At 52.9% G+C, this 22,634-nt stretch carries 20 protein-coding genes and 1 tRNA gene; 11 read left to right on the forward strand and 10 right to left on the reverse strand.

Annotated elements, in window-relative coordinates; all coding sequences use genetic code 11:
- Window position 1: 1 nt before the first annotated feature.
- A complete protein-coding gene (locus H6F94_RS03280; protein WP_190800812.1) occupies window positions 2-2,080 on the reverse strand; it encodes an NAD-binding protein in 2,079 nt (692 codons plus the stop codon).
- Window positions 2,081-2,251: 171 nt separating this feature from the next.
- Between H6F94_RS03280 and H6F94_RS03285 the strand changes: the two genes are divergently transcribed.
- Complete coding sequence (locus tag H6F94_RS03285) at window positions 2,252-2,803, forward strand: DUF2808 domain-containing protein (protein WP_190800813.1); 552 nt, start codon at window positions 2,252-2,254, stop codon at window positions 2,801-2,803.
- 49 nt (window positions 2,804-2,852) lie between these two features.
- On the opposite strand, the gene H6F94_RS03290 is transcribed toward H6F94_RS03285, so the two are convergent.
- Window positions 2,853-3,218 carry a hypothetical protein gene (locus H6F94_RS03290; protein ID WP_190800814.1) on the reverse strand — a complete coding sequence of 122 codons (366 nt, stop codon included), beginning with the start codon at window positions 3,216-3,218 and terminating at the stop codon, window positions 2,853-2,855.
- 112 nt (window positions 3,219-3,330) lie between these two features.
- Between H6F94_RS03290 and H6F94_RS03295 the strand changes: the two genes are divergently transcribed.
- Both H6F94_RS03295 and H6F94_RS03300 read left to right on the forward strand, forming a co-directional pair.
- Window positions 3,331-4,002, forward strand: coding sequence for a DciA family protein (locus H6F94_RS03295; RefSeq protein ID WP_190800815.1), 672 nt, complete (start codon window positions 3,331-3,333; stop codon window positions 4,000-4,002).
- A 50-nt stretch (window positions 4,003-4,052) separates the two neighbouring features.
- Window positions 4,053-5,522 (forward strand): CPBP family glutamic-type intramembrane protease, encoded by a 1,470-nt coding sequence (locus tag H6F94_RS03300; RefSeq protein WP_190800816.1) that lies wholly within the window; start codon window positions 4,053-4,055, stop codon window positions 5,520-5,522.
- Window positions 5,523-5,574: 52 nt separating this feature from the next.
- On the opposite strand, the gene H6F94_RS03305 is transcribed toward H6F94_RS03300, so the two are convergent.
- From H6F94_RS03305 to H6F94_RS03315, 3 genes are all read right to left on the reverse strand, one after another.
- Complete coding sequence (locus H6F94_RS03305; protein ID WP_190800817.1) at window positions 5,575-6,270, reverse strand: ATP-binding protein; 696 nt, start codon at window positions 6,268-6,270, stop codon at window positions 5,575-5,577.
- Window positions 6,271-6,494: 224 nt separating this feature from the next.
- A complete protein-coding gene (locus H6F94_RS03310; RefSeq protein ID WP_190800818.1) occupies window positions 6,495-7,589 on the reverse strand; it encodes an Mrp/NBP35 family ATP-binding protein in 1,095 nt (364 codons plus the stop codon).
- 240 nt (window positions 7,590-7,829) lie between these two features.
- The gene (locus tag H6F94_RS03315; protein ID WP_190800819.1) at window positions 7,830-8,399 is read right to left on the reverse strand and encodes a BON domain-containing protein; all 570 of its coding nucleotides are present in this window, start codon (window positions 8,397-8,399) and stop codon (window positions 7,830-7,832) included.
- Window positions 8,400-8,775: 376 nt separating this feature from the next.
- Between H6F94_RS03315 and H6F94_RS03320 the strand changes: the two genes are divergently transcribed.
- From H6F94_RS03320 to H6F94_RS03345, 6 genes are all read left to right on the forward strand, one after another.
- Window positions 8,776-9,702 carry a helix-turn-helix domain-containing protein gene (locus H6F94_RS03320; protein ID WP_190800820.1) on the forward strand — a complete coding sequence of 309 codons (927 nt, stop codon included), beginning with the start codon at window positions 8,776-8,778 and terminating at the stop codon, window positions 9,700-9,702.
- A gap of 162 nt (window positions 9,703-9,864) precedes the next feature.
- A tRNA-Ser gene (locus H6F94_RS03325) sits at window positions 9,865-9,949 on the forward strand.
- 397 nt (window positions 9,950-10,346) lie between these two features.
- Window positions 10,347-11,855 carry a UbiD family decarboxylase gene (locus H6F94_RS03330; protein WP_190800821.1) on the forward strand — a complete coding sequence of 503 codons (1,509 nt, stop codon included), beginning with the start codon at window positions 10,347-10,349 and terminating at the stop codon, window positions 11,853-11,855.
- A 155-nt stretch (window positions 11,856-12,010) separates the two neighbouring features.
- Complete coding sequence (locus tag H6F94_RS03335) at window positions 12,011-12,961, forward strand: ParA family protein (protein WP_190800822.1); 951 nt, start codon at window positions 12,011-12,013, stop codon at window positions 12,959-12,961.
- Between the two features lie 102 nt (window positions 12,962-13,063).
- Window positions 13,064-13,510, forward strand: a complete 447-nt coding sequence (locus tag H6F94_RS03340) for a hypothetical protein (RefSeq protein ID WP_190800823.1) — start codon at window positions 13,064-13,066, stop codon at window positions 13,508-13,510.
- Window positions 13,511-14,002: 492 nt separating this feature from the next.
- Complete coding sequence (locus H6F94_RS03345; RefSeq protein ID WP_190800824.1) at window positions 14,003-14,758, forward strand: PEP-CTERM sorting domain-containing protein; 756 nt, start codon at window positions 14,003-14,005, stop codon at window positions 14,756-14,758.
- Between the two features lie 216 nt (window positions 14,759-14,974).
- On the opposite strand, the gene H6F94_RS03350 is transcribed toward H6F94_RS03345, so the two are convergent.
- The 4 genes from H6F94_RS03350 to H6F94_RS03365 all read right to left on the reverse strand — a co-directional run bounded on the left by H6F94_RS03350 (window position 14,975) and on the right by H6F94_RS03365 (window position 19,097).
- Window positions 14,975-16,252 (reverse strand): dihydroorotase, encoded by a 1,278-nt coding sequence (locus tag H6F94_RS03350; protein WP_313949211.1) that lies wholly within the window; start codon window positions 16,250-16,252, stop codon window positions 14,975-14,977.
- Entirely contained in the window at window positions 16,249-17,685 is a 1,437-nt protein-coding gene (locus tag H6F94_RS03355; protein WP_313949212.1) for a histidine phosphatase family protein, read from the reverse strand. Before H6F94_RS03355 ends, H6F94_RS03350 begins: the two co-directional genes overlap by 4 nt.
- The gene (locus H6F94_RS03360) at window positions 17,627-18,478 is read right to left on the reverse strand and encodes a universal stress protein (RefSeq protein WP_190800825.1); all 852 of its coding nucleotides are present in this window, start codon (window positions 18,476-18,478) and stop codon (window positions 17,627-17,629) included. Before H6F94_RS03360 ends, H6F94_RS03355 begins: the two co-directional genes overlap by 59 nt.
- Before the next feature lie 145 nt (window positions 18,479-18,623).
- On the reverse strand, window positions 18,624-19,097 hold the full coding sequence (locus tag H6F94_RS03365; protein WP_190800826.1) for a secondary thiamine-phosphate synthase enzyme YjbQ: 474 nt from the start codon (window positions 19,095-19,097) through the stop codon (window positions 18,624-18,626).
- Between the two features lie 57 nt (window positions 19,098-19,154).
- On the opposite strand from H6F94_RS03365, the gene H6F94_RS03370 reads away from it, so the two are divergent.
- Both H6F94_RS03370 and H6F94_RS03375 read left to right on the forward strand, forming a co-directional pair.
- The gene (locus tag H6F94_RS03370; protein WP_313949213.1) at window positions 19,155-20,060 is read left to right on the forward strand and encodes a YaaW family protein; all 906 of its coding nucleotides are present in this window, start codon (window positions 19,155-19,157) and stop codon (window positions 20,058-20,060) included.
- On the forward strand, window positions 20,045-21,352 hold the full coding sequence (locus tag H6F94_RS03375) for an O-antigen ligase family protein (RefSeq protein ID WP_190800827.1): 1,308 nt from the start codon (window positions 20,045-20,047) through the stop codon (window positions 21,350-21,352). The genes H6F94_RS03370 and H6F94_RS03375 overlap by 16 nt, the downstream gene beginning before the upstream one ends.
- Window positions 21,353-21,412: 60 nt before the next feature.
- Here the strand turns inward: H6F94_RS03375 and fba are convergent, their stop codons facing one another.
- Window positions 21,413-22,495 carry a class II fructose-bisphosphate aldolase gene (gene fba, locus H6F94_RS03380; protein WP_190800828.1) on the reverse strand — a complete coding sequence of 361 codons (1,083 nt, stop codon included), beginning with the start codon at window positions 22,493-22,495 and terminating at the stop codon, window positions 21,413-21,415.
- Between the last annotated feature and the right edge of the window lie 139 nt (window positions 22,496-22,634).

Below are 22,634 nucleotides of genomic sequence, written 5' to 3' on the forward strand. Positions count from 1 at the left end.
TTCAAAGCTTCCAGTCACGGATACTAGTGCGCACCCCACAACGCTCTAGGGCTGTATGGAGTCGGTAAGCTTGAAGAGCATAAAGCGGTTGAGGCAGGACCCGCGGTAGGCGAGTCAGCAGTGCTTGAGCGTGGTTGAGATTGCAATCGAGATGCCGAGTCAGAACCTGCACGACATCCAAAGCGTCAACATTAGGCCGCATCTGCTCCAAGGTGAGATGCCATTGGCGCGGCAGCATGGTTCCCTGCTCAATACTTTGCAAGCTACTAGAGGTTGCTAAAACGACTAGGCGGTCACCCGCCTGCAAGCGCAGCCCCTTGTCATAGCGTGGGCAAAGCGTCGCGCTGCCACCTGGGCTCTGGTGCAGTACGGGCACGACTGAGTAACCGTAAGCTACCTCAGCCAAGAGTCGATCATGCAGGTTATCGCCAACTGTTACCTCGTATTCGGTAACCAGAACGGTTCGCTCTTCCAGTTGAAATAGTGCCAGTACATTTTCACCTAGGCTCGCGGCAGCAAAGGCTTTAGCTGCCAGCACAGGAACACAAAGAATGCGGGCAAACGGCAGTAGACCAGCAACGTCTTCACTGAAACGGGCATCGGAGGTGCGAATGACCAAACGACAGCCTGGATTGAGAGAACGGGCCAGCAGAGAGATCTCCAGATTGATCAAATCGTCGCTAGTTGCAGCTAGCAAGCTGTGGGCTCGTTCGATCGCCACCTGCTGTAGCCCTGCAGCAGTGGTGCCACTGTCATAGACAACTGGTAATTGTGGCAGAAGTTGGTCTTCGGGCATTTTGACCTCTAGCCCCACCAGGGGTTGCTGCTGCTCGACTAGCAAAGCCGCAATCTGCCGTCCCAGTCGCCCTAATCCCACCAGCACAATATGGCCGTGGCGTGGCAGCGGTGGTCGCCGCACCAGCCTTAGTCGGGCTGTCAGCAACCAGTTGGTTAGCTGTGCATAGAGCAGCCCCACCAGTACAGTGCCGGTAACGGTCAGCAATACACTAAACAGGCGCAAACCAAGAGCCATGCTACTGAAGGGTGGCGGCAGGTCTGCATAAGTACCACCAATCACCATGACTAGAGCCGCAAATAAAGTCTCTGTCCAGGCTGGATTCTGGGGATTGCGGGGAAAAACAAAAATAGCAGTCAGGATCAAGCCCAGCAAAAACGTCAGAGCGAACAGGGTAACGCGGCTGGTACGCCCTAACTTGCTCCATCCTTGCTGCAATTGGCGATAGGCAGCAGCGAAGGTTGGCCAAGTTTGAATCGAGGGTGACTGCTTGTCCTGCTGGAGCAGTGAGCGCAGATGAGTCTGGTCAGTTGGGTTCTTGCTCGTCAGCAGTACCAACCGATCCCCTACTTGCAGGCGCTGCTCCGGTTGCCATAAATGAAATAGGGGTGGAGCTGTCTGAGCCTGAGCTAACGCACCTGGGCCTTTAGCTGCTTGAGGTGAGAGGTGCTGCAGCACCTGATAACTACCAGTGTTGACTTGATCGAGTTTCTGCCCCAACCAGGAGTCATCCGCAGTAATTGTGCGCTGGATGACCTGGAGCAGTTGGCCCCTCTCCTCTTTTGAAGTGCTGGATAGAGCATCCTTCGCCTGCCGTTGGCTTTTCAGTTCGAAGTAGCCCAGCACATCGGCATTCAGTGCGGCCAGTGCGAAGGCGGGGGCTGCTAGACGGCTGGGCTCAAAGGCAACAAAGTTGCCCAGGTAGTCGCCCAGCAGCTTGCTGAGATTCTGCTGCGAAGCCCGAACGACTAAACGAACCTCAGGATTTAGGCGTCGGGCTGCCAGCGCCGCTTCTACATTTACTCGCTCGTTGTCACTCACTAGCAAGATGGCGCGGCAGTCTTTGATCCGAGCTTGGCTTAACACGTTGACCTGACGGCAATCGCCACAGACCAATAGGTCTAAATTCAGAGCGTTAGGGGTTGCTGGAGCCGTCAAATCAACCGCGCTGACCAGAATTTCATAGCCCTTGAGGGCGCGGGTGCATTGGCTACCCAGACTTCCCAAGCCACAGACCATAACCCACTCTCGCGAAGTGTGGGATTTAGACCCTGGGTGGCTCATACTGGTTGCCTTTGCCATGCCGCTTTGACACCAGAATAAGCGCTCCGCCCGTTAACTAGTCAGCCAATAACTGGTCGGCCAATAACTGACTGGCAAGTAATTAGTCAGCACGCAATCAGTCAGCGATTAGACAGAATAGAAAAAGAGTGCTTTGTTTCCTGGCGTTGATTTATGAATACCCGTTTCTTATCTGCCTGTGCTCTATTGCTGGGCACCTTGTTGCCCACTTCTGCCCTGGCGGTTCGTCTGAGCAGTGGGCAAGTTTACTTTGACCGCCCTCCCCGTCTACTGGGGGCAGCAACCACCTTTAACGCCGCGCGTGTTTGGGGGGCCACTTATCGCTTTACCCTCGCAGTGCCAGAAGATGCTGGGGAACCGCTACAGCGAGTCACCATCGCTCAGCGCGAGAACGTTGATGAAGTTGCCTTTGACTTGGATGAGAGCCGTGCCTTTGCAGGGACTGGCTTTCGGGGTCGACAGCCGTTCAACATTGCCAGTGTCACTGAGGAGCCTGCTTCCAATGCCGTCACTGTAGTGTTTGATCCCCCCGTGCCTCCTGGCAACACAGTCACGATTACCCTAAGACCGGATCGCAATCCCGATTTTGGTGGCGTTTACCTGTTTGGCGTGACGGCTTTTCCCGCTGGAGAGAATAGCTATGGTCAATTTTTGGGCTACGGTCGCCTGAACTTCTACGACAACGGCGGCCACGACTTTCTCTAAGGCAGCACTGCTGTATTTCTGGAAATGCTCTAACGAAACAATCTAGCGATTATTGGCTGCTGCGGAAGTGATTACCGAGATGCTCCCAGGTCGAGGCCCAGTCCTTGCAGCTAGGTGCTTCCGGGCCGTAGGGGTACATGGCGCAAACTAGCATGGTTTCGCCATAGACCTGGCCATGATAATGGCGGCAACCGACACAGGCCGAATGCCCATCGGCTATTGGCTGAACACTCTGGGTGACAGACTCGCCCACGACCTCACAGGATGCCACTAATGGTTCTGCTAGCTCTAGCAGGTCCACCATCGCTTCATCAAGGGCAATCTCCAGGCTGAAGGCAGCCTCATCTAGCGCCGCCACCACACGGTCAGCCACCTCATCGCAGGCTCGCCAAAATTCTTGTAGCAGGTCATTCATAGCCAGGATTGAGATCGCATTCCCTTCAGGATAGAAGAATTTCGAAGCGGCTGAAGACCGCAGACTGTGCGAGACTAGCTGAGCAACAAGCCTAAAATTCTAGGGGACTGGCATGGCGTGGGAAGCATCAGGCCAGGTACTGAGCAACCTCCAGAACCGTGAGGATTGGCTGGGCGGTCAACAATTTTCACGCATTCTTCACCATTGGGCAGAGATTGTGGGCCCGGTGGTGGCCGCGTCAACACGACCAGTCAGTGTACAACGGCAAGTGCTTCAGGTAGCGGTTGCCAGCTCAGTGTGGGCTCAAACGCTTGCCTTTGAGCGACCCCGGATTTTAGCCAAGCTCAACCCACTGCTTCCCGAGCCCTTAGCCGATTTGCACTTCTCAGCTGCCCGCTGGCATACTCGGGTTCAACCCGCTAAGCCAGTTGCCGGTCGCAAGCCGCCGCTGACCCGTTCTAGTGAGCGCCCCAGCGCTAGCGCCCAAGTCCAACGCCAGTTGTGGGAAGCTCATCCCAGTCGGGTGACCAGTGGGGTTGATGGTTCTGTGCAAGTGGGTCAAGCTCCTAGCATCGAAGCACACAATGAGCCAAGCCCTGAGCTAAACAATCCAATGACTGCTTTTCAGACTTGGGCTGCTGCTATGCAGGGGCGTAGCCGCCATTTGCCTTTGTGTCCGAGCTGTGCTTGTCCCACTCCAGTGGGTGAACTCAAGCACTGGTCAATGTGTTCGGTTTGTCTGGCTCGTCAGCGTCGTCTGGCCACTTTCTCGCCGGATGTCTGAAATTGCTGATTTTTTGCATTCTGTCTTTCTAGAACTGGCCTGGAACTAGCATGACTCTCAAGCGACTTCTCCTCAGCTTGCTGACCGCAGTGGTTTTGCTCCTCGTGGGCCGATCTCTATGGACGAGTGTGCAGCAGGTTCAGCCCCAATCCCGCCTGGATCTTTATCAGACCGACTTGATCCTGCAAGCGGCCAGTTGGCAGCCCGACTCCAAGGAAACGGACTTTCAGCTGGTGGTGGCCCGACTGCTAGGGGAAGATCCTGTTGCTAATGCTCTCGAACAGTATCAAGAGCTCAAGACGACCCTGGCGAACACATCTACTGATGATCCAACCAGTGCTCCACCGGAACGTCCAGCTGCTTTAGACCTTCAAATCGGGCTGTTGCAGGTTAGCGCCGGACGAGTGACAGATGCGTTAAAAACCTGGGCTGAGCTAGTCAAGCTACAACCTGACTCAGCCCAAGCGATAACCGCTCAGGTTTTGACGGGTTTATGGGGTGAGCCAGCGCAGTTGCTACCGGATGGCGAAGTGCTCATTCAGCAGACCCTTAGTGGCTGGTACGCTAATCAGGCTTTGGCTCGGTTGTACGAACTGCAACAGCGAAGGGACGCCCTTACCCAGTTGCAAACCAAGCAGCAAGTAGCTGCGACTCAGTCTCTGCTGCGCCTGGCGATAGTGGGTGGACTGCCTGCTCTGGGCAGTCTATTGGGCTTGGGGTTGATAGTGGGGCTACTTGTCCAACGTTTGGTTGCACCAAAGCGCTCGATCCTTCTACCCAGTGACGCTCAAATGGCCTGGTCTGTCCCCTGGCAGGGCGAGACCGTCTGGGAAGTCATGGTTTTGTGGTTTGCGGCTTTTTTGGGTCTAGGGCAGTTAGTAGTTCCTCTGGTCCTGCTCGCCTGGCAACAAATGGGTTTACTCGCCAATCCTCTAGACTTTCGCGGTCAAGCCATTTACGTGCTGCTGAGCTACGGAGCCATGGTGCTAGCTGGGGTCACAATTTTGGTGACAGTCTTGCGGCGATTTGCCCCTTTGCCGCAAGACTGGTTCCGCTTTCACTTCAATGGCAGTGGCTTTCTCTGGGGGATCGGGGGCTATTTGAGTGCCTTACCTCTGGTCATCATTGTGTCCCTCTTGAATGCAAAGCTGCTCCAAGGACGGGGCGGCGGCAACCCTCTGTTGACGGTGATTCTGGACAGTCAGGACACAGTTGCTAAGGCGATTTTGCTGTCAGTAGTAGCAATAGCAGCCCCAGTGTTTGAGGAGTTACTGTTCCGAGGTTTCCTGCTACCTTCTCTGACCCGATATCTGCCAGTAGGCTGGGCGCTGCTCTTCAGTAGTATTCTTTTTGCGATTGCCCACCTCAACTTGTCTGACGTGCTGCCATTGACTGTCCTGGGCTGTGTCTTAGGCTTTATCTACCTGCGCTCACGTAACTTAATGGCTCCCATGCTGCTGCACAGTTGCTGGAACAGTGGCTCCTTCCTAGCTCTGCTGATCTTGGGGGGCAACACCTAGTCGAGACCAGCAGTCTCAATTAATTGGCTAGAGAGTGACAACAACTCAAGCTTCAGGCTGCGGCTGCAGGTAGCTGTAAAACAACCGCACTGAAGCCATCACTCCGACGCTCGCAAGTCAGACCGCCACCCTGAATCTCAACTCGCTTACAGCACAGAGCGATCTCAGGGGCAAAATCTTCAGCACTATCAGCAGCGACGAAGCGCTGGGCTGCAACCCACAGGCGCACGCCTTTAGGAGCTACGGCGGCGGCACCCACAATTAAAGGACTATTAGGCTCAGAGTGGCGACGAGCTCGTCCTAACAACTCCATGAGCACGGCCTCGGTTTGCTCAGAGTCTGCCAGTAAGGGTGGCAAGGGCGACGCGAACTCCCGCACTAACCGCTCACCGAAACCAGAGGTTACCAGTTCTATCAGGGGCAGGGTTGGTAAGGGTCGTAGGTCTAGAGGGATCTGGCCAGCCTCCAATTTCTGCAGTAACAGAGTATCGCTCACCAAGCTGCTTAACCCCTGAACCTCGCCTGTGAAGGTAGCTAAGGGTGATACCCAAGCCTCGACCGGCTGGTTCTCAAGTTGGTGGAGCTGAGTCTCGAAAATTTGCAATGAACGCTGCGCACGCTGGCTCAAAGCAGTTAAGACCCGTCGCTGGGCGGACAATTGCTGCCTGAGCCGTTCGTTCTCAGCTCGAATGCTATGCAAGCAGGGCCGCTCAGGCGCAACTAACGCTTCGGTTACAAAATTTGACATTAGTGTTAAGTTTTTTATTAAAAGCTTAACGATTAATGTAACAGAACTTCTAGGCAGGCTCAATCCCTCAAACTGCCTGTATGTGCCGGCTCTGGGCCAGAAAGCCGACAGAGGTTGCTTTAGATAAAATTAAGGACTGCGACAAGGTTCGCAGTCATTCGAGCATGAAGTCTACGAAGTCTACATTGTCTACAGCTGAGGGCGAGGACAGAAAACGGAGGCGTTTAGAGTCCAGCCAGAGCTGCGACTGAGACTTTGCCAGCCACGGCTTGAGCAACTTGTTTGAGCGCTTGGGCAGACATAGACTCTGGCTTAGACAAAGTAATGGGTAGACCAATATCTCCTCCCTCGCGCAGCTCTATTTCTAGGGGGATACAGCCCAGCAAAGGGACGCCTAATTCCTGAGCTGTGCGTTGGCCGCCACCAGAGCCAAAGATGTCATACGTCTTTTCGGGTTGGTCGGGGGGAATGAAATAACTCATGTTTTCGACAATGCCCAGGATGGGGACATTGAGCTGTTGGAACATGCGTAGCCCCTTACGGGCATCTAGTAGCGCTACCGTTTGCGGTGTAGTAACAATCACGACCCCGGCCATTGGTACTGCCTGCGCCAGAGTAAGCTGGGCATCTCCTGTGCCAGGAGGCATATCAACGATTAAGTAATCAAGCTCGCCCCAATTCACCTGATAGAGAAACTGACGAATCACGCCATTAAGCATGGGACCCCGCCAGATTACCGGCTGGTCTTGGTCAATCAGAAAAGCCATCGAAACCACTTTGACCCCGTGGTTAAAAGCAGGCTGAACAATATCCTGGCCATCCGGGCCTTTCTCGACAGTGATTGAGTTGCGCCCTAAGCCCAACATATTGGGCACATTAGGTCCGTAAATATCGGCGTCAATCAAACCTACTTTGGCTCCTGACTCGGCTAGCGAAACCGCAATATTCACAGCTACGGTGCTCTTGCCAACTCCGCCCTTACCACTGGAAACCGCCAAAATATTTTTGACTCCGGCAATACCACTTCGATCAGGTAAAGCTTTTTGTTGAGGAGTCTCAGCTGTGACCTCAACGCGAATCTCGCCTACTCCAGGGAGGGTTCGGATCGCGGTTTTGCACTCATCAACGATGAATTCGCGCAAGGGGCAGGCAGGCGTAGTTAGCACTAGCGTAAAGCTGACATCACTGCCATTGATCTCTACATTGCGAATCATATTGAGATCCACCAAGCTCTTGCGCAGCTCTGGATCCTGTACTGGGCGAAGAACTTCTAGGATCGAGTGGCGATCCAGGCTTTGAGGCTTTGGGGTCACGGACATGGGGCTGAGGCTAGAGAGACTATTTGAGATCTTACTTTGGATCTTAGAACTCACAATTCTCTAGCCAGAGGCACCTTCGTGTCTCTGGCAATGGACCTACAACAATAAGCAGGCCCTGTGCACAGAGCCTGCCTCTACTCAATTAACTAGTCTGCTCATTGGCTCGATTTAGGGAGCCTGGCAATCACTAGTCGCTTAACACCCAGCCGCTTAACCAAACAGCTTGGCTGCTAAATTAACTTAGTAACCGTTTTCTGGCGAGTAGTCGTTGGGACGATCAGTCAAGCCAAATTCAAAAGTGATCTGCCGAACACCGGGGACTTCACGCACTTGTTCTACAATTTTGCGTCCGGTTTCTGCATCTTTAACAGAGCCAGATAGGATAACTTGACCGCTCGCTGCCTGTACAACGACGTCATCACCCACCTTAGACTTAATTGCTTTTACAATGTCGGTATCACTCTGCTGTTGAACAGTGTTGTTACCGGTCTGTTCGTTGACAGTTTCAAGACCACTGTACTGACCGGAAGCAGGAGACACACGTAGATTCTCGTTGAGTGCTTTCTGGTCTCTCGGTTGAGTGCTATTGCCAAGTCCCTTGATCTGCTCAGAAGACAGCCCTGTGCTAGAACGCTCTTTCCCTGCACCAAAAGCGGCTAGATTCACAGAGGCCGTTGCTGGCAGGGTGCTACCCAAAGTTAGAACCGCAATGCACAGCAAAGTCACAGCAGTCCGTAGTAGTTTGGCGGGCTGAAGCCAAACTGAACCAGCTTGGGCAATGGCACCAAAAAATCGAGAGGACGTCCGCATGATTTGTTAACCTCTAGCTTTTACTCAAATCTCTTCGTCTAGCGTCCCTTGCTGCTTCCAAGTTGACCATCCATCAGCCGATAGATTGCCCACCTAAAAATTCCTCTACCTAATGACGTAAACAACAGTAAAAACCTTGTTCTAGCGTTCCTACTAAAAGCGGTCTTTACAAAAATAAAACTAGTGGTGACAGATTAGGCAATACACTCCTAAGCTTTGAACAGCTAGCTGGCTCATATTTATTGCATCCTCCAAATGAAGTATTTATGTCAAATGTTCCTGTAATTTAGCTGGGTTATAGTGTCTCGCCTCTTGAAGTCTGATATCCTGCTGGCAGATCGTGAGTAGTGCCGACCTAAGTTGCGAGGACAAAGCGATGGCAGACCCTACAAAGGGCAGGCCCAGCGAGTTCCCTTTGGAGCTGGACCTGCAGCAGCAGCAGGCAGAGATTCTAGCCGAACTGGGCTCGCTTCTGAGGCAGCAGCGTGAACACCAGGGATTATCAGTTGAAGATATTTCTGGCAAAACTCTGATTAATCCTCGTCACCTACGCTCGATTGAGGATGGGCGCCTCGATTTGTTGCCAGAGGCGGTCTATATTCGAGGCTTCATCCGTCGGTTTGCGGATGCAGTTGCGTTGAATGGCAATGAGATTGCTTCTACTTTCCCCGCATCCCTTTCGCTGGCAACGGTCACTTCGCCCCAGAGCAAGAAGCAGTTGCCTTCACCCATCAGCAGGCTACCGGCACCGGACTCTCAAGTAGCTCCCTTCCGCCTACATTTACCAACTGTTCCTGTCAAATCACTGCTGCGTCCGCCGCTATCCTGGCTGGCTCTGGGGCTATGCAGTCTTGGTTTACTGGCTTTGGCCCAACCTGCGCTCCAGCAGTTAGCTAAGTCTGATCCCCTCAGTTCTAAAGCTTCGTCCTCAAAACAGGCAACCAAGCAGACGGCCTTGCCGCCTAGCCCAGTTGCTTCTCAGCTAGCCTCTAACGCTGAGGTTAAGGTAGCGGCCACTGGCGCCACTTCTGCACCCGTCAAGCTAAGTGTCACCCTAAAGGACAAGTCCTGGGTACGGGTCGTAGCGGATGGCAAGAAAGAGTTTGAAGGGACCTTGCCTGCAGGTAAGGTGATGGATTGGTCTGCCCAGGAGCGAATCGTTTTGCGGGTTGGTAATGGTGCTGGTGTTGTTGCTAGCGTCAATAACCAAGCGCCTAAGCCCCTTGGTAGCCGGGGAGAAGTGGTTGAGTTTGTTGCCTCTGCTGACCCTGACCCTATTCAGAGAAAACGGACTGAGCCTTGATTTCTGGCTTGGACCGGCTTTAGCTCTATTTCTGTTGCGAAAGGCGCGGGTGCTGGTATGATGATATTCCATGTCTGAAGAGTCGTAAGGCTACAAAGGCTGGAGCTTTGGGCAGAGACCAATTTGACTTCTGGGTCAAGATGGTTCCGAGCCTCCCCATCCGGAGAGATGGCCGAGTGGTTGAAGGCGCAGCACTGGAAATGCTGTTTGGGGCAACTCAACCAGGGTTCGAATCCCTGTCTCTCCGTCAAATTGAATCCTTCTTCAAATTGGAGAAGGACTTAAGCAACCAAACTCCCTGGGCCCTCCAGGGAGTTTTTGGTGAAAAGGCGAAGGACTGAAATAAGCTTTGCTGAAGGTTGCAGGAGCTAGAACTATTAGCTCGCTCTTCTTCGACCTAATCAACAGCACACTTTGAAGCAGGAGAAAGCCAATCTCTTGAGTTGGTTGCCAATGTAACTACATTTTCGCCCCGATCTACTTCCCTAGCTAAAACCAGTTAAGGGTTCAACCAGGTGATTTAGCAGAAAGTGTCAGACGACGGCTTAAGGCTCGGCAATTGCATCGGTCTAGAAGCTTCAAGCGGCAACAGAGATTGACGTCTCGTCTCATAATAGGAAAGATGCTTCATACTTCTTCATCACATGGCCAGAGATCTGCGAGGATTCCTCAAACAGCTTGAGCAGCGAGGACAGTTACGGCGGATTAAGGCCCTGGTCAATCCAGAGCTAGAAATCGCGGAGATCAGCGACCGCATGCTTCAGGCTGGTGGTCCAGCGCTGCTGTTTGAGAATGTAAAGGGTTCAGACTACCCCGTTGCTGTCAACTTATTGGGCACCGTGGAAAGGGTCTGCTGGGCCATGAATATGGAGAAGCAGCAAGAATTGGAGGCTTTAGGTGTCAAATTAGGCAAGCTGCAAAGTCCGAAGCCGCCTAAGAAGATTTCCCAGGCAATTGATTTTGGCAAAATTCTATTTGATGTGATTCGGGCCAAGCCAGGGCGAGATCTGCTGCCACCCTGCCAGCAGGTGGTGATTCGAGATGAGGCGGTAGACCTGACTCAAATTCCGATGATTCGCCCTTACGCAGGCGATGCAGGCCGGATCGTTACCCTAGGGCTAGTGATTACCAAAGACTGTGAGACGGGTACAGCCAACGTAGGCGTTTACCGTCTGCAACTGCAATCGTCCAACACCATGACCGTTCACTGGCTTTCCGTACGAGGTGGGGCACGGCATTTGCGCAAGGCAGCTGAGCGCGGTCAGAAGTTAGAAGTTGCGATTGCCTTAGGGGTTGATCCACTCATAATCATGGCAGCAGCGACGCCTATTCCTGTTGATCTCTCAGAGTGGTTATTTGCCGGGCTTTATGGTGGCTCTGGGGTGAATTTAGCCAAGTGTAAAACTGTCGACTTAGAGGTACCTGCTGACTCGGAATTTGTTTTGGAAGGCACAATTACGCCCGGAGAAATTCTGCCCGATGGTCCTTTTGGGGATCATATGGGCTACTACGGTGGTGTGGAAGACTCGCCTTTAATCCGCTTTCACTGCATCACACATCGTCGAGATCCGATCTATCTCACAACCTTTAGTGGTCGACCTCCTAAAGAGGAGGCCATGATGGCCATTGCCCTGAATCGAATCTACACACCGATTTTGAGGCAGCAAGTGAGTGAAATTGTTGATTTCTTCTTGCCAATGGAGGCTCTGAGTTATAAGGCTGCAATTATTTCCATCGACAAAGCCTACCCAGGCCAGGCTCGGCGAGCAGCTCTGGCCTTTTGGAGCGCGTTGCCCCAATTTACTTACACCAAGTTTGTGATCGTAGTAGATAAGAGCATTAACATCCGCGATCCTCGGCAAGTCGTTTGGGCAATTACCTCCAAAGTGGATCCTAGTCGTGACGTGTTTATTCTGCCGGATACCCCATTTGATACGCTTGATTTTGCCAGTCAAAAAATTGGTTTAGGTGGGCGTATGGGCATTGATGCTACAACAAAAATTCCTCCTGAAACGGAGCATGAATGGGGAGATGCTCTGGAGCCCGATCCAGATGTTGCCGCAATGGTTGACCGGCGTTGGGCGGAGTATGGCTTAGCGGATTTAAATTTGGGCGAGGTCAAACCAAATTTGTTCGGCTACGATATGCAGTAAATGCATAAGTGTAGATGGTCATCCAAGTGCGTTCTCTGCTAATGCTTGACGGGCACGCAAAATTATCATTGACCTAAGAAAAGCCTAAGAACAGTGCTTTACTACAAAACAGTTGGGGCAGGCTGAAGCTGCAGGTCAGACATGCAGGTTAGATAATGGGACAGGTCATTTCAACGATCAATATGAAGGATGGTGTAGGAAAAACCACCCTAACTGTTAACCTAGCAGCACATCTGGCAAGGGCTCATAATAAGCGGGTTCTAATCGTTGATTTAGACCCGCAAGTCAACGCTACCCTGAGTCTGTTACCTCCCTCTGAGTTTGTTCAGGTTAGGGAGGTTAACAAGACCCTGAGGTTCCTCTTAAAGCTGTCGATCGAGCGGGGTACAGCGACAACTGCTTCAATTGAAAGCGACTTCACTGTTCCAGTCAGAAACTTGATTGTCAGTAATGTCTGTGAAACGCAGGGGCTGGATTTACTGCCAGGGGACTTTCATCTCTACGATGAATTTGAAGTCTCACAGATGCTGCACAGTCGTGCCTTAGAGGCATCACGCAATTCTTCTGAGGAAAAGTCAAGTCTCAAAACCTTTGAGCAGCTTTGGAACGATTTTGCAGCAACGCTGATTCGAGATATCTTATCCCCTGTGATTCAGGATTACGATTTCGTGTTTATTGATTGTGCACCAACCTACAATCTTTTGACTCATAGCAGCATTATCGCCAGTAATTTTTATCTGATTCCAGCCAAGCCAGAGCACCTATCTGTGGTTGGCATTCGTTTACTCAAAAAGCGAATTGATAAGTTGAGCCAAGACAACCCTTCTGCCAAGATTCGTCTGTTGGGTATTGTCTTCACTATGTCTGGCGGTGCCGGAGGGCAATACTACAGAGAAGTTGTTCAGCGAGTCGGTGATGAGTTCGAGTCGGAAGGGGTATTTGAGACAGAAATTCCCAACAACGTTGATGTTGCTAGAGCTTTCAAAACCTCTAAGCCTGTGGTACTAACTAGGTCTAGCTCTAGTGGCGCCATGGCCTTTGCAAAGCTGACCCGAGAATTTCTGTGGCGGCTGCAAACCCTTTTGATCAAGAAGCAGATCCGCTAAAGCTCGCTTTACCTGAAATCAAGTTAGCACCATAAAAACTTTTAGTCTTCTAATATGAGTTCTTCAAAACCGCTGTACTCGAATACTACCTCGTTAGAGCTAATGCAATCTCTTGCGATCATTCATCAAGCACTTGAGCAGTTAAACCTGGTGCAGAATGCTCAGTTGAATCCTCTAGAGGTGCATGCAGTTCAAAGTTACTATGCCTTAGTTAAAGATAAATTCTTAGCCCAAGAGCAGCTATTTGCTCATTTGTCGGTACCTGAGACTCTCAGCACAACTTTGGAGTCTGAAGAACGCAACGAACCAGAGCCGAGCAAGCCGGAACGATCTAAACCCACACGCTCGAGAAAGAACTCCCGACCCGTTGAGAACAACAGCACCAATTCCAGCGAGAAGGCTAGCGAGAAACCCAGTACCAAGAAAGCTAGTGCTCAAAAAACTAGTGCCCACACGAACAAAAAGTCTGTTAGTCCCAAAAAGACTCGAGCAGCTACCTCAGATACTTATGAAGCAGTCAAGACAATGTTTGAGAACTTAGAGATTTAGCTGTAGCTTACTCTAGCTCAATCGCACACTATTTAGGGCCTCTGCACCTCAGACGACTGATTAAGCAACTACTTAGCCAACCAAAAGGGCAACTCTCAGTAGTAGCTTCAGTAAATCTACTGTGGCAAATATACTGTTAATGCTTCTGCTTCAGTAAATCTACTGTGGCGAATCTACTATAGTAAATCTACTGTTAGTGCTTCTGATCTCACGCCTGAAACACTCGTGAAGATACAGTGAATTCCGTAGCTTAGCTAACTAAACCAGTGTCATACCGGCTAAACTTCGATCAGTGCGAATACGGGGGGACAATCTAGGCAGTTCAGACTCTAAGGGTATGAAACGTGATTACCTCTAGGGCTCAGCACGCTTGGAATAGGCCACGATCTTAAACTTAAGAAACCTAGACTGACAGGGCCTACGTTCTGCTGTGCCCTGTCAGTGCCAGCTCTGTTTCCAATACTTTCCTACCTACAATCAGGACTATTACGGATGCTCAAGCAATTCTTAGCTGGCGCCATTGTAACTGGCGCTTTGACTTCAACGGGTTTTCTACAAGCTGCACCTGCAGAAGCCTTTAGTTTATCCATTTCGCCTCAATATGGCAGCACTGAAAATACAGGATCTGCCGCTAGCTTAGGTTTTAACTTTAGCCAGGTTGGGGCAAATGTTTTACTGGATCTAACAGTCTCTAACACCACCAATGGTACTCAAGGGCTGGGCGCTACTCAGTCAACTCTGGTTGGTGTAGCCTTCGATTTACTTTCAGGCGTCAGCGTCTCTTCCTATAACGCTAATGGCAGTGGTTTTACAAAGCTTTGGAGTGACAGTACAGCTACGCTCAATCCTGCCAATCTCTTCGGCACATTTGATGTTGGAATTAGTCCTCCCCGCAATAGTTTCGCGGGGGGCAATCCTCAACAGGGCTTGACTGCGGGCAACTCCACCAGTGTTAGCTTTTTGCTCAGCGGCAATTCTCTTAATGCATCCAATCTTGGCAGTGCCTTTTTAGCTGGTTTTCAAGATGGTTCGTTAAGGGCAGCAGGCCGTTTTCAGCAGGTGAATGCTGGCGGTGGCAGCGATAAAGTCAGAGCAGGCGTTCCTACTCCTCCCAAGCCAGAGCAGCCCCCAGAGACCCCCAACCCAGAGAAGGTACCTGAGCCCAGTGCCATTAGCGCGTTAGTCCTGGCTGGCCTTGTCATTCTTAAAGGTAGAAAAAGGCAGAACTCAGTGCCTTCCAGCCTCTAGGTACTGGCTTAGCAAACTCAACTCGATCCACTTAGCCAGATCCACTTGGCTTGAGTGTGAAAGTTAGATGTATTGCCTCTCTTGAAACTCAGTTTGAACAGAGTACTTGGGAGAGGTGATACATCTTTTTTTAAGTCAAAAACGTTCTCCAACTGCCCAGGCAACTTCAACCAAACTAGTTACTAGTAGGAAGAACTGAAAGCGAAACCGTAATACTCAAGTGCACCACATCTGAAGCACTTGTCCCTTCAGGCTCTGCCCTAACCAAGGGGTATTGTGCGAGAAGCTTTTGAAATTAGCAATTTCTACTAGCCAAGTTTGGGCCGGATCGAAAAGGATCATCTCAGTCGCTTGCCCTTCAGTAATCATGGGCGGGTCTTGATTCAGACACCAAGCCGGATCTGTGCTCAGACTGCGCCAAAGCTCCAAAGGCGTCCAGAGCCCAGGTTCCACCAATGCCTGCCACAACAGCGGTAGCACCAACTCCAAGCCAATCATGCCAGGTGGGGCTTCGGCAAAAGGCACTGTCTTTTCTTCGTAAGTCAGAGGCGTATGGTCCACAGCAATGGCATCCAGTACACCCGAGCGCAAGCCGGTCAACAAAGCAGCTCGGTCGCTCTCCTGGCCTAAGGGTGGGTCAGTATGAAGGCTGGGGTTGTAGCTGCGGACTTGCTCGTCGGTTAGCAGCAGGTGAAACCAGGGGACACTAGCCGTCACCGGTAATCCACGCGCTTTAGCCCCTCTAATAAGTTCTACGCCACGCGCCGTTGAAATCCGCATCAGGTGAACGGGTGTTCCTGTTGCAGCGACCACTTCCAGTAGAGCTGCCAGAGCTGCTGATTCGGACATCGCCGGGTTTCCCGGCAGGCCAAACTGCAAGGACCAATGTCCCTCCCGCATCACGCCATCCCCGGCCAGACCCCGGTTAAGAGGCCACAGCATGATTGGTAACCCCAGTGGATGGGCATATTCCAGCAGCCGTCGCAACAGTGCCAAATCCCGGAGAGGCTGGCCATCCGTAAAACCGAGCGGTTTACCCTCTGCTAACTCCGCCAGTTCAGTAAGTTGTTCACCTCGACAACCCAAGGTCACCGCTGCCCAAGGCAACAGACAAGGGCCATCGGCAGGGATATGCTCTTGCACAAAGGCCAGAGCTGCGGCATTGTCCACCGGCGGACGGGTACCTGGGAGCAGCCCGATGCGGGTATATCCCCCCCTACGGGCAGCAGCCCACAGCGAGGCTAGTGTTTCACGTTCTTCAAAACCGGGCTCACCACATTGACTGTAGAGGTCAACTAGTCCTGGTCCTAAAATCAGACCCGAGCAGTCTTGTGACCTGGCATCCTCAGGTCCGTCACCTAGGGAAGCAGCAATCTGTGCCACTTTGCCCTGCGCGATCAGCACATCAACGACTTGATCAGTGTCAGCGACTGGATCTAGCAGTCGAACCTGGCGTAGCAAAACGGGATCTGCGGGTGCCGTAGACGCGTTCACAATGCCCCTGCTGCTGTACGGTCGAGCACTCCACCTAAGTACGTGGTAATGTTCAGGGCTTGCACTAAAGGCGGCCCAGCCGGACCTTGAGGATAATCAATCACGCTGACTGCCCCGTTGCCTTGCTTGAAACACCAGAAGTGTTCTGGTTTCAAGCCTAATAGATCAGCCAGAATCGCCTTGTTTACAGCATCATGCGCAACCACTAGGCTAGTGCGCCCTTCGCCGGTCGCATTCACTGCCTGCTGCCACGCACTTGTCGCTCTCATCCAAACCTGCTGAAGATTTTCGCCTTCCGGCATTTGCACCTGCTCCGGGTGCCGCTGCCATTGCTGAAGTAGGCCAGGAAAACCTGCTTCGATCTCGTGCTCGTACTTGCCTTCCCATAGACCGTGGCGGATCTCCATCAGGTCGTCCAGGAATACCAGGGACAGCTCTGGGTGATGGCGCAGAATAATCTCCGCGGTTTCGCGTGGGCGCAACATTGGACTGCTAAAAGCTGCGTCCAGCTTCACTGAGCGCAAGAACTCCGAGGCTTGCTGAGCCTGCTGACGGCCTGTGTCGTTGAGGGGCACGTCGATCTGACCCTGAAAGCGCTGCTGACGATTCCACTCCGTTTCACCATGCCGTACCAGCAACAGGCGTGGCCCTTGGTGATTGGGCTTGAACTTAGGTAGCGGCGAGCCACCCAGATGCCCCGTCAGGTTTAGGGACTCAATGACGCAGCGGCCCTCTTCTGAGACATTGAGCACACTGATGCCACAGTTCGACTGCTGCAGGGCGTGATAGCGATCGGGCTCAAGGCCAACAGCCGTGCTAATCAGCGCCCGATTGATACCGCTGTGACCTACGAGCAACACGGTTTCACCCGGATGCTGAACCAGCATTTGCTGCCAGAAGTCGCGGGCCTGCACCATCAGATCCAGGATTGGAAAGCGGTTGCCCATCTCCAGACGATGCGGCTCCTCGTGCCAAAGGCGGTACTGATCCGGGTATTTTTCACGCACCGCTTGATGGTTGAGGTTCTCCCACTCGGGCAAGTTGACCTCATACAGCCCTTCTGAAGTTTGGGGAGTTGGCGGTGACTCGAGTTGCGAAAGAATCCCTTCAGCGGTGCGCCGCGCGCGTTGCAGGGGGCTGGTGTAAACAGCGTTTAGCTTGAGGCTGCTCAACGCCTTGCCCACCTGCACAGCTTGGGCATACCCCTTCTCACTGAGCTGGGAATCGTCACAGCGCCCTTGGATCAAGCCCAAGGCATTGTAAGTACTCTCGCCGTGGCGGACGAGGATGATTCGCGTAATCAGGGGTGTGCCCTCCGGGTAAAGTCTTCTGGCTTTGGCAAGCAATCGCCAAAATTTTACCCTGTCGCTGGGTCTAACGTTCGCCAATCGTGCGAGCGAGCAGAACCGGACAGCTAGCATTGACTCGGACATAGTCGGAAATCGAATTGCCGAGTAGTCGATCTAAGTCAGGCAAGCCACGGGCAATGGTGGGTCGCCGGTCAGGAGAGCCTAGAACAATCAGGTCAGCATTAGCCTCGTCAGCAAGGCGGCAAATCTCTCGACCGACATCGCCAGTTCCGAAGTAAGTTTTGTAAGCAACGCCCTGCTTTTTGGCTTCGTTGATCGCAGCAGCTACGACTGGATCGTCCTTTTCTGGGTTAGCAGGCTGGTCCTTGCCTTCGGTAACTCGGGCAAGCAACAGTTGCCCCCCCTTGAGCCCCTGCATCAAGCTCAACGCAAATTTGAGGCGCTGGGTGCTGGGCTCAGAGGCATTGAGCGCAACCATGACCCGGTTGAGCTTTTTGAGATAGATGTCTTCCTTGACCAGCAGCATCGGAGTAGAGGTGAGCTGAAAGACATACTGGCTGACCGAGTCCTTCAGAATGGACTGAATGCGACCTAGCCCCCGCGAACCCATAATGATCAGGTCCGGATTCACTTCTGCTGCTGTTTTGACAACGATGTCTTTCGGATCGCCTTCCTTGAGCACAGCCGAGTAGGAGAAGTCGGAACTCAAGTTGAGAGTGCGAGTAGTTTGGCCCAGAATGTTCTGCCCCACGACGCGCTTATCGTTCATTTGCTCGGCTGACACCTGGGGTGAAACCACGTGCAGAGCCGTAACATTGACACGTCGTCCTTGTAGGGCCGGTAGCTCCAGTAGGGTCAAAAACATTTGTTCCGACCGGCCTGAGCCATCCACTGCCAGCAGGATGTTTTGCAGCATCTCAAAGTTCCTCAATGTTCCCAAACAGAAGCATAAAGTTTGTTAGGAACGAGCGGCTTGATGCTTACATTTATTCATCCGGCTATCCATCCCTATAACTCAGTAGACTCAGTAGCCGGGCTTAAGGAGCTAAGGGCTTGGGCAGCTACAGACGGGCTTGTTGAGATACTGAGTGCTTGGCCGTATCAGTTTCGTTGAGCGGCTCGCCGCTCACATGCACAATCACTTCCCGCTGGTGTGGCCGTCTGCGGTGCTCCCACACGTACAGCCCTTGCCAGGTGCCTAAACCCAGTCTGCCTTGAACGACTGGAATATTTTCTGAAGTGTGGGTGAGAACACTGCGAATGTGAGCAGGCATGTCATCTGAGCCTTCGGCAGTGTGCTCGTAGAGCCGGTTGTCTTCTGGCACCAGCTTCGCCATGAAGCGCTCTAAATCGCCCAAGACATCAGGGTCAGCGTTTTCCTGAATGATCAAACTGGCAGAGGTGTGGCGCAGAAACACTGTACACAACCCCATCTGGATACCGGAGCGCTCCACCACCTCACGCACCTGAGCCGTGATGTTGTGTAAGCACTTACCAGACGTGCGAATTTGAAGAACTTGCTGATGGTGACTCATGCTCCCATTTTAGAGAGTGGCTTGGATTATGCTGGCGATATCAGTCTCTGATCGCCCGTGAGGAGCGTTCCCGTTGTGCTAGAGCTGCGAACTGCGTTGGAGTTGGCGACCGATGACGAATTGCGTGACTTGGCGGACCTGTTGTTTCGCCGCCGTTTTAACCCTTTAGACTACATCACCCTGCCCGAGCTGAGTGAGATCCAAGAGCGCTCGCGTTCAGAACTGATCGATTTGATTGAACAGCGCTTCTGCTACCTGGCCGCTGATGGCGTGACCGTCCTGCGAGGGCAGACCCAACGGCTGAGCTATCACCAAGTCCTCCAGACAGTGTGCAAGCATCTCAAGTTGCCCTGTTCGCCACACCTGAGTGTTGTGGATTTAGAAGCTGAGGTGTTCTTAAACTTGATGGGTCGGATCTGGCAAAAGATGACCCCACCCGATCGGGCCCGTCTGTCTGAACGCTTCCGCACTGCTTTACGGCGCACCACTCGGCGCAGCGAAGTGCTAGCTCACCATCTGAAAGCTCAGACCCAGAGTGCCGATCCCTTGCGCCTGATTCTGGAAGGAGGGGGTGCCCTCGCTGTCAGCGCTATCGTCAGACCGCTGCTGCTGAACTTGGTCGCTCGCCAGCTTGCCTGGCACTATGCGGTTTACCAGACCGGACAGCAAATGGCGCTCAAAGGTGGAGCTGCGTTGGCAACGCAAATCCAGGGCCGCTTTGCCATGCAACTAGCAAAGCGGGGCATGGCGGTCAGTGCTGCTCGTTATGGCGCGCTGCGGGCGACCTTAAGTGTGGTCGGTCCAGCTCTATGGACTTGGTTCCTGGCCGATCTGGGCTGGCGAATGATCACAACCAATTACGCCCGCATTATTCCGGCGATTTTCACCCTGGCTCAAATTCGCCTAACTCGGTCCAGTGACTTCGGCGACGGTCAGTTGACGTGGGAATGCCCACCCGCCTGATTCAGAAGCATCCCCAAGCTGACCTGCACGGACCTTGGGTTCTGCTTCAGCTCGCAGTTCTTACCTTGCCCTTCAGCCCCTTGGCTGCGGGGCTGTGTGTGCTGACGATGATCGGTTGGGTCTTCAAGCAGCGCTGGCAGTTCGTGCGGTCTGATTGGCTCAATGGCCTGCTAGCGGGGTTGAGCCTTTGGCTGGTACTGAGCAGCTTTTTGGCTCCGGATCGAGTGTCAGCCTGGTTAGGCTTAGCTAATTTTCTACCGCTATTTGCTCTATTTGCAGCAGCTAGCTTGGTTATCAACACACCCCAACAGATACAGCGCCTGGGCTGGCTCTTATTACTGGGCTCGGTACCTGTTGATCTAATTGCCATCGGTCAGCGCTTCTGGGGCTGGAGCGGTAAGGTGCAATGGCTGGGCAGTTTAGTCAACCTTGAGGTAGACCCCACTGGTAATCCGGCCTTTCGCCCCTCTTCTGTCTTCGACTACACCAATATTCTGGCGTCCCACCTCATCTTGGTATTGAGCCTGGGCCTGGGCTTGCTGTTGTGGGAGTGGCGGCGGGGCAAACACTGGCGCGCTATAGCAGGACTAGCTGCAATTTTGGGCTTTGGCGCTGGAGTGATTTTACTGACCGAGACTCGCAATGCTTGGGCGACGCTGCTGCTTGTAGGAGGGGCTTATGCTCTGTTTTTGGGCTGGTGGTGGTTGCTCGTGGGTCTAGGCGCAATTGCTGCTGCGACTTGGGGAGCCGTAAAGGGACAGCCTCTGCTGCAACGGGTAATACCGGAGTTCATTTGGGGCCGCTTTGCCGGTCGTCTGGACCCAAATCCACCGGTGCCAACTCTGCGCTGGACACAGTGGCAATTTGCCTGGGACCTAGCCCAGCAAAGGCCTCTGACGGGCTGGGGCTTACGCAATTTCACCGCTCTTTACCAAGCCAAGACTGGCTTCTGGCTAGGGCATCCTCATAATTTTTATCTGATGCTCTCCGCAGAGACAGGTCTGCTTGCCACGCTGGCTCTGCTGTTGTTGATCGGTTGGGTCGTTGTTTTAGGGGTTCAGGCCTTTATTAGGCTAAGGCGGACTAAGCCTGGGGATGCCCTGCTGTTGTTTAGTGCGCTGGTTGCCCTGGGTAGTTGCGGCGTGTTTGGCCTATTGGATGTGACGATGTTTGATGTTCGCATTAACATCCTGGGCTGGTTACTGCTGGCCATGGTGTGTGGGGTCAGCCGCAACACTATACAAAAACCGGACATACAAAGACCGGGTGGTGATTACACCACCCGGTCTTGAGTCAAATTGACTTTGAGCGAGGACGAAGGCAATTAACTTTAGGCGTGATCAGCCTTCGGTTTAAGCGACGACAACCTGCTTCTTCTTGGGAGCGCCAAGTTCGCCTTTGGCGTACTTAGCAGCAAAGTCATCCAGGGAGACCGCCTTGATCTTGGAAGCATGTCCAGATGAGCCGAAAGCTTCGTAGCGCTCCTGACAAACCTTTTGCATGTACTTGATCGAGGGCTTGAGGAAGTGACGGGGGTCAAACTCCTCAGGCTTCTGAGCCAAGGCTTCACGCACAGCAGCAGTGATTGCCAAACGGTTGTCGGTGTCGATGTTGACCTTACGCACACCGCACTTGATGCCCTTTTGAATTTCTTCTAGGGGCACACCGTAGGTTTCAGGGATCTTGCCGCCGTGCTGGTTGATCAGAGCTAGCAGATCTTCCGGCACTGAAGAAGAACCGTGCATGACCAAGTGGGTGTTGGGCAGACGGCGGTGGATTTCTTCGATGCGGCTGATTGCCAAAATTTCGCCCGTGGGTTTGCGGGTGAACTTGTAAGCGCCGTGGCTGGTGCCGATTGCAACCGCTAGAGCATCCACACCGGTTTGCTCTACGAAGTCAACTGCTTCATCGGGGTCGGTTAGCAGTTGATCGTGAGAAAGGGTGCCTTCAAAACCGTGACCGTCTTCCTTGTCACCCTTGCCAGTTTCCAGGGAGCCCAAGCAACCTAGTTCACCTTCAACACTGACGCCGATTGAGTGAGCAACCTCGACCACCTGGCGGGTGACATCGACGTTGTACTCATAGCTGGCAGGGGTTTTGGCATCGGCTTCGAGGGAGCCATCCATCATGACGCTGGTAAAACCGTTGCGCATGGCAGAGTAACAGGTTGCCGGGCTGTTGCCATGATCTTGGTGCATGGCGATGGGGATGTTCGGGTAGGTCTCCACCGCAGCCAGAATCAGGTGACGTAGAAACGCTTCGCCAGCGTAGGTACGGGCACCACGCGAGGCTTGCAAAATCACTGGAGAGTCAGACTCTTGGGCAGCCCGCATGATTGCCTGGATCTGCTCCATGTTGTTGACGTTGTAAGCCGGAATGCCGTAGCCATTTTCTGCCGCGTGGTCCAGCAGCAGCCGCATGGGTACAAGCGCCATAGATTTCCTCCTGGTTTCTCGCTCTAGGTATTAAGACGGGTTCGGGCGAGGGTTTGATATAGCAATCTTAAGATACTTTTCAGGATCCGTCGCAGAGCTTTTTCCGGTTGTGTTGTCCTTGAGCAAATTCCAAAAAGTA

The sequence above is a fragment of the Leptolyngbya sp. FACHB-261 genome (genome assembly GCF_014696065.1).
GTDB lineage: Bacteria > Cyanobacteriota > Cyanobacteriia > FACHB-261 > FACHB-261 > FACHB-261.

What these genes read in the sequence shown, in the direction of transcription:
- H6F94_RS03345 (WP_190800824.1), top strand. Translation starts at nt 14,003, where the DNA reads ATGCTCAAGCAATTCTTAGCTGGCGCCATTGTAACTGGCGCTTTGACT.
- H6F94_RS03290 (WP_190800814.1), bottom strand. Translation starts at nt 3,218, where the DNA reads ATGAATGACCTGCTACAAGAATTTTGGCGAGCCTGCGATGAGGTGGCT.
- H6F94_RS03295 (WP_190800815.1), top strand. Translation starts at nt 3,331, where the DNA reads ATGGCGTGGGAAGCATCAGGCCAGGTACTGAGCAACCTCCAGAACCGT.
- H6F94_RS03335 (WP_190800822.1), top strand. Translation starts at nt 12,011, where the DNA reads ATGGGACAGGTCATTTCAACGATCAATATGAAGGATGGTGTAGGAAAA.
- H6F94_RS03315 (WP_190800819.1), bottom strand. Translation starts at nt 8,399, where the DNA reads ATGCGGACGTCCTCTCGATTTTTTGGTGCCATTGCCCAAGCTGGTTCA.
- H6F94_RS03285 (WP_190800813.1), top strand. Translation starts at nt 2,252, where the DNA reads ATGAATACCCGTTTCTTATCTGCCTGTGCTCTATTGCTGGGCACCTTG.
- H6F94_RS03310 (WP_190800818.1), bottom strand. Translation starts at nt 7,589, where the DNA reads ATGTCCGTGACCCCAAAGCCTCAAAGCCTGGATCGCCACTCGATCCTA.
- H6F94_RS03375 (WP_190800827.1), top strand. Translation starts at nt 20,045, where the DNA reads ATGCCCACCCGCCTGATTCAGAAGCATCCCCAAGCTGACCTGCACGGA.
- H6F94_RS03300 (WP_190800816.1), top strand. Translation starts at nt 4,053, where the DNA reads ATGACTCTCAAGCGACTTCTCCTCAGCTTGCTGACCGCAGTGGTTTTG.
- H6F94_RS03360 (WP_190800825.1), bottom strand. Translation starts at nt 18,478, where the DNA reads ATGCTGCAAAACATCCTGCTGGCAGTGGATGGCTCAGGCCGGTCGGAA.
- H6F94_RS03330 (WP_190800821.1), top strand. Translation starts at nt 10,347, where the DNA reads ATGGCCAGAGATCTGCGAGGATTCCTCAAACAGCTTGAGCAGCGAGGA.
- H6F94_RS03365 (WP_190800826.1), bottom strand. Translation starts at nt 19,097, where the DNA reads ATGAGTCACCATCAGCAAGTTCTTCAAATTCGCACGTCTGGTAAGTGC.
- H6F94_RS03355 (WP_313949212.1), bottom strand. Translation starts at nt 17,685, where the DNA reads ATGTCCGAGTCAATGCTAGCTGTCCGGTTCTGCTCGCTCGCACGATTG.
- H6F94_RS03340 (WP_190800823.1), top strand. Translation starts at nt 13,064, where the DNA reads ATGCAATCTCTTGCGATCATTCATCAAGCACTTGAGCAGTTAAACCTG.
- H6F94_RS03320 (WP_190800820.1), top strand. Translation starts at nt 8,776, where the DNA reads ATGGCAGACCCTACAAAGGGCAGGCCCAGCGAGTTCCCTTTGGAGCTG.
- H6F94_RS03280 (WP_190800812.1), bottom strand. Translation starts at nt 2,080, where the DNA reads ATGAGCCACCCAGGGTCTAAATCCCACACTTCGCGAGAGTGGGTTATG.
- fba (WP_190800828.1), bottom strand. Translation starts at nt 22,495, where the DNA reads ATGGCGCTTGTACCCATGCGGCTGCTGCTGGACCACGCGGCAGAAAAT.
- H6F94_RS03305 (WP_190800817.1), bottom strand. Translation starts at nt 6,270, where the DNA reads ATGTCAAATTTTGTAACCGAAGCGTTAGTTGCGCCTGAGCGGCCCTGC.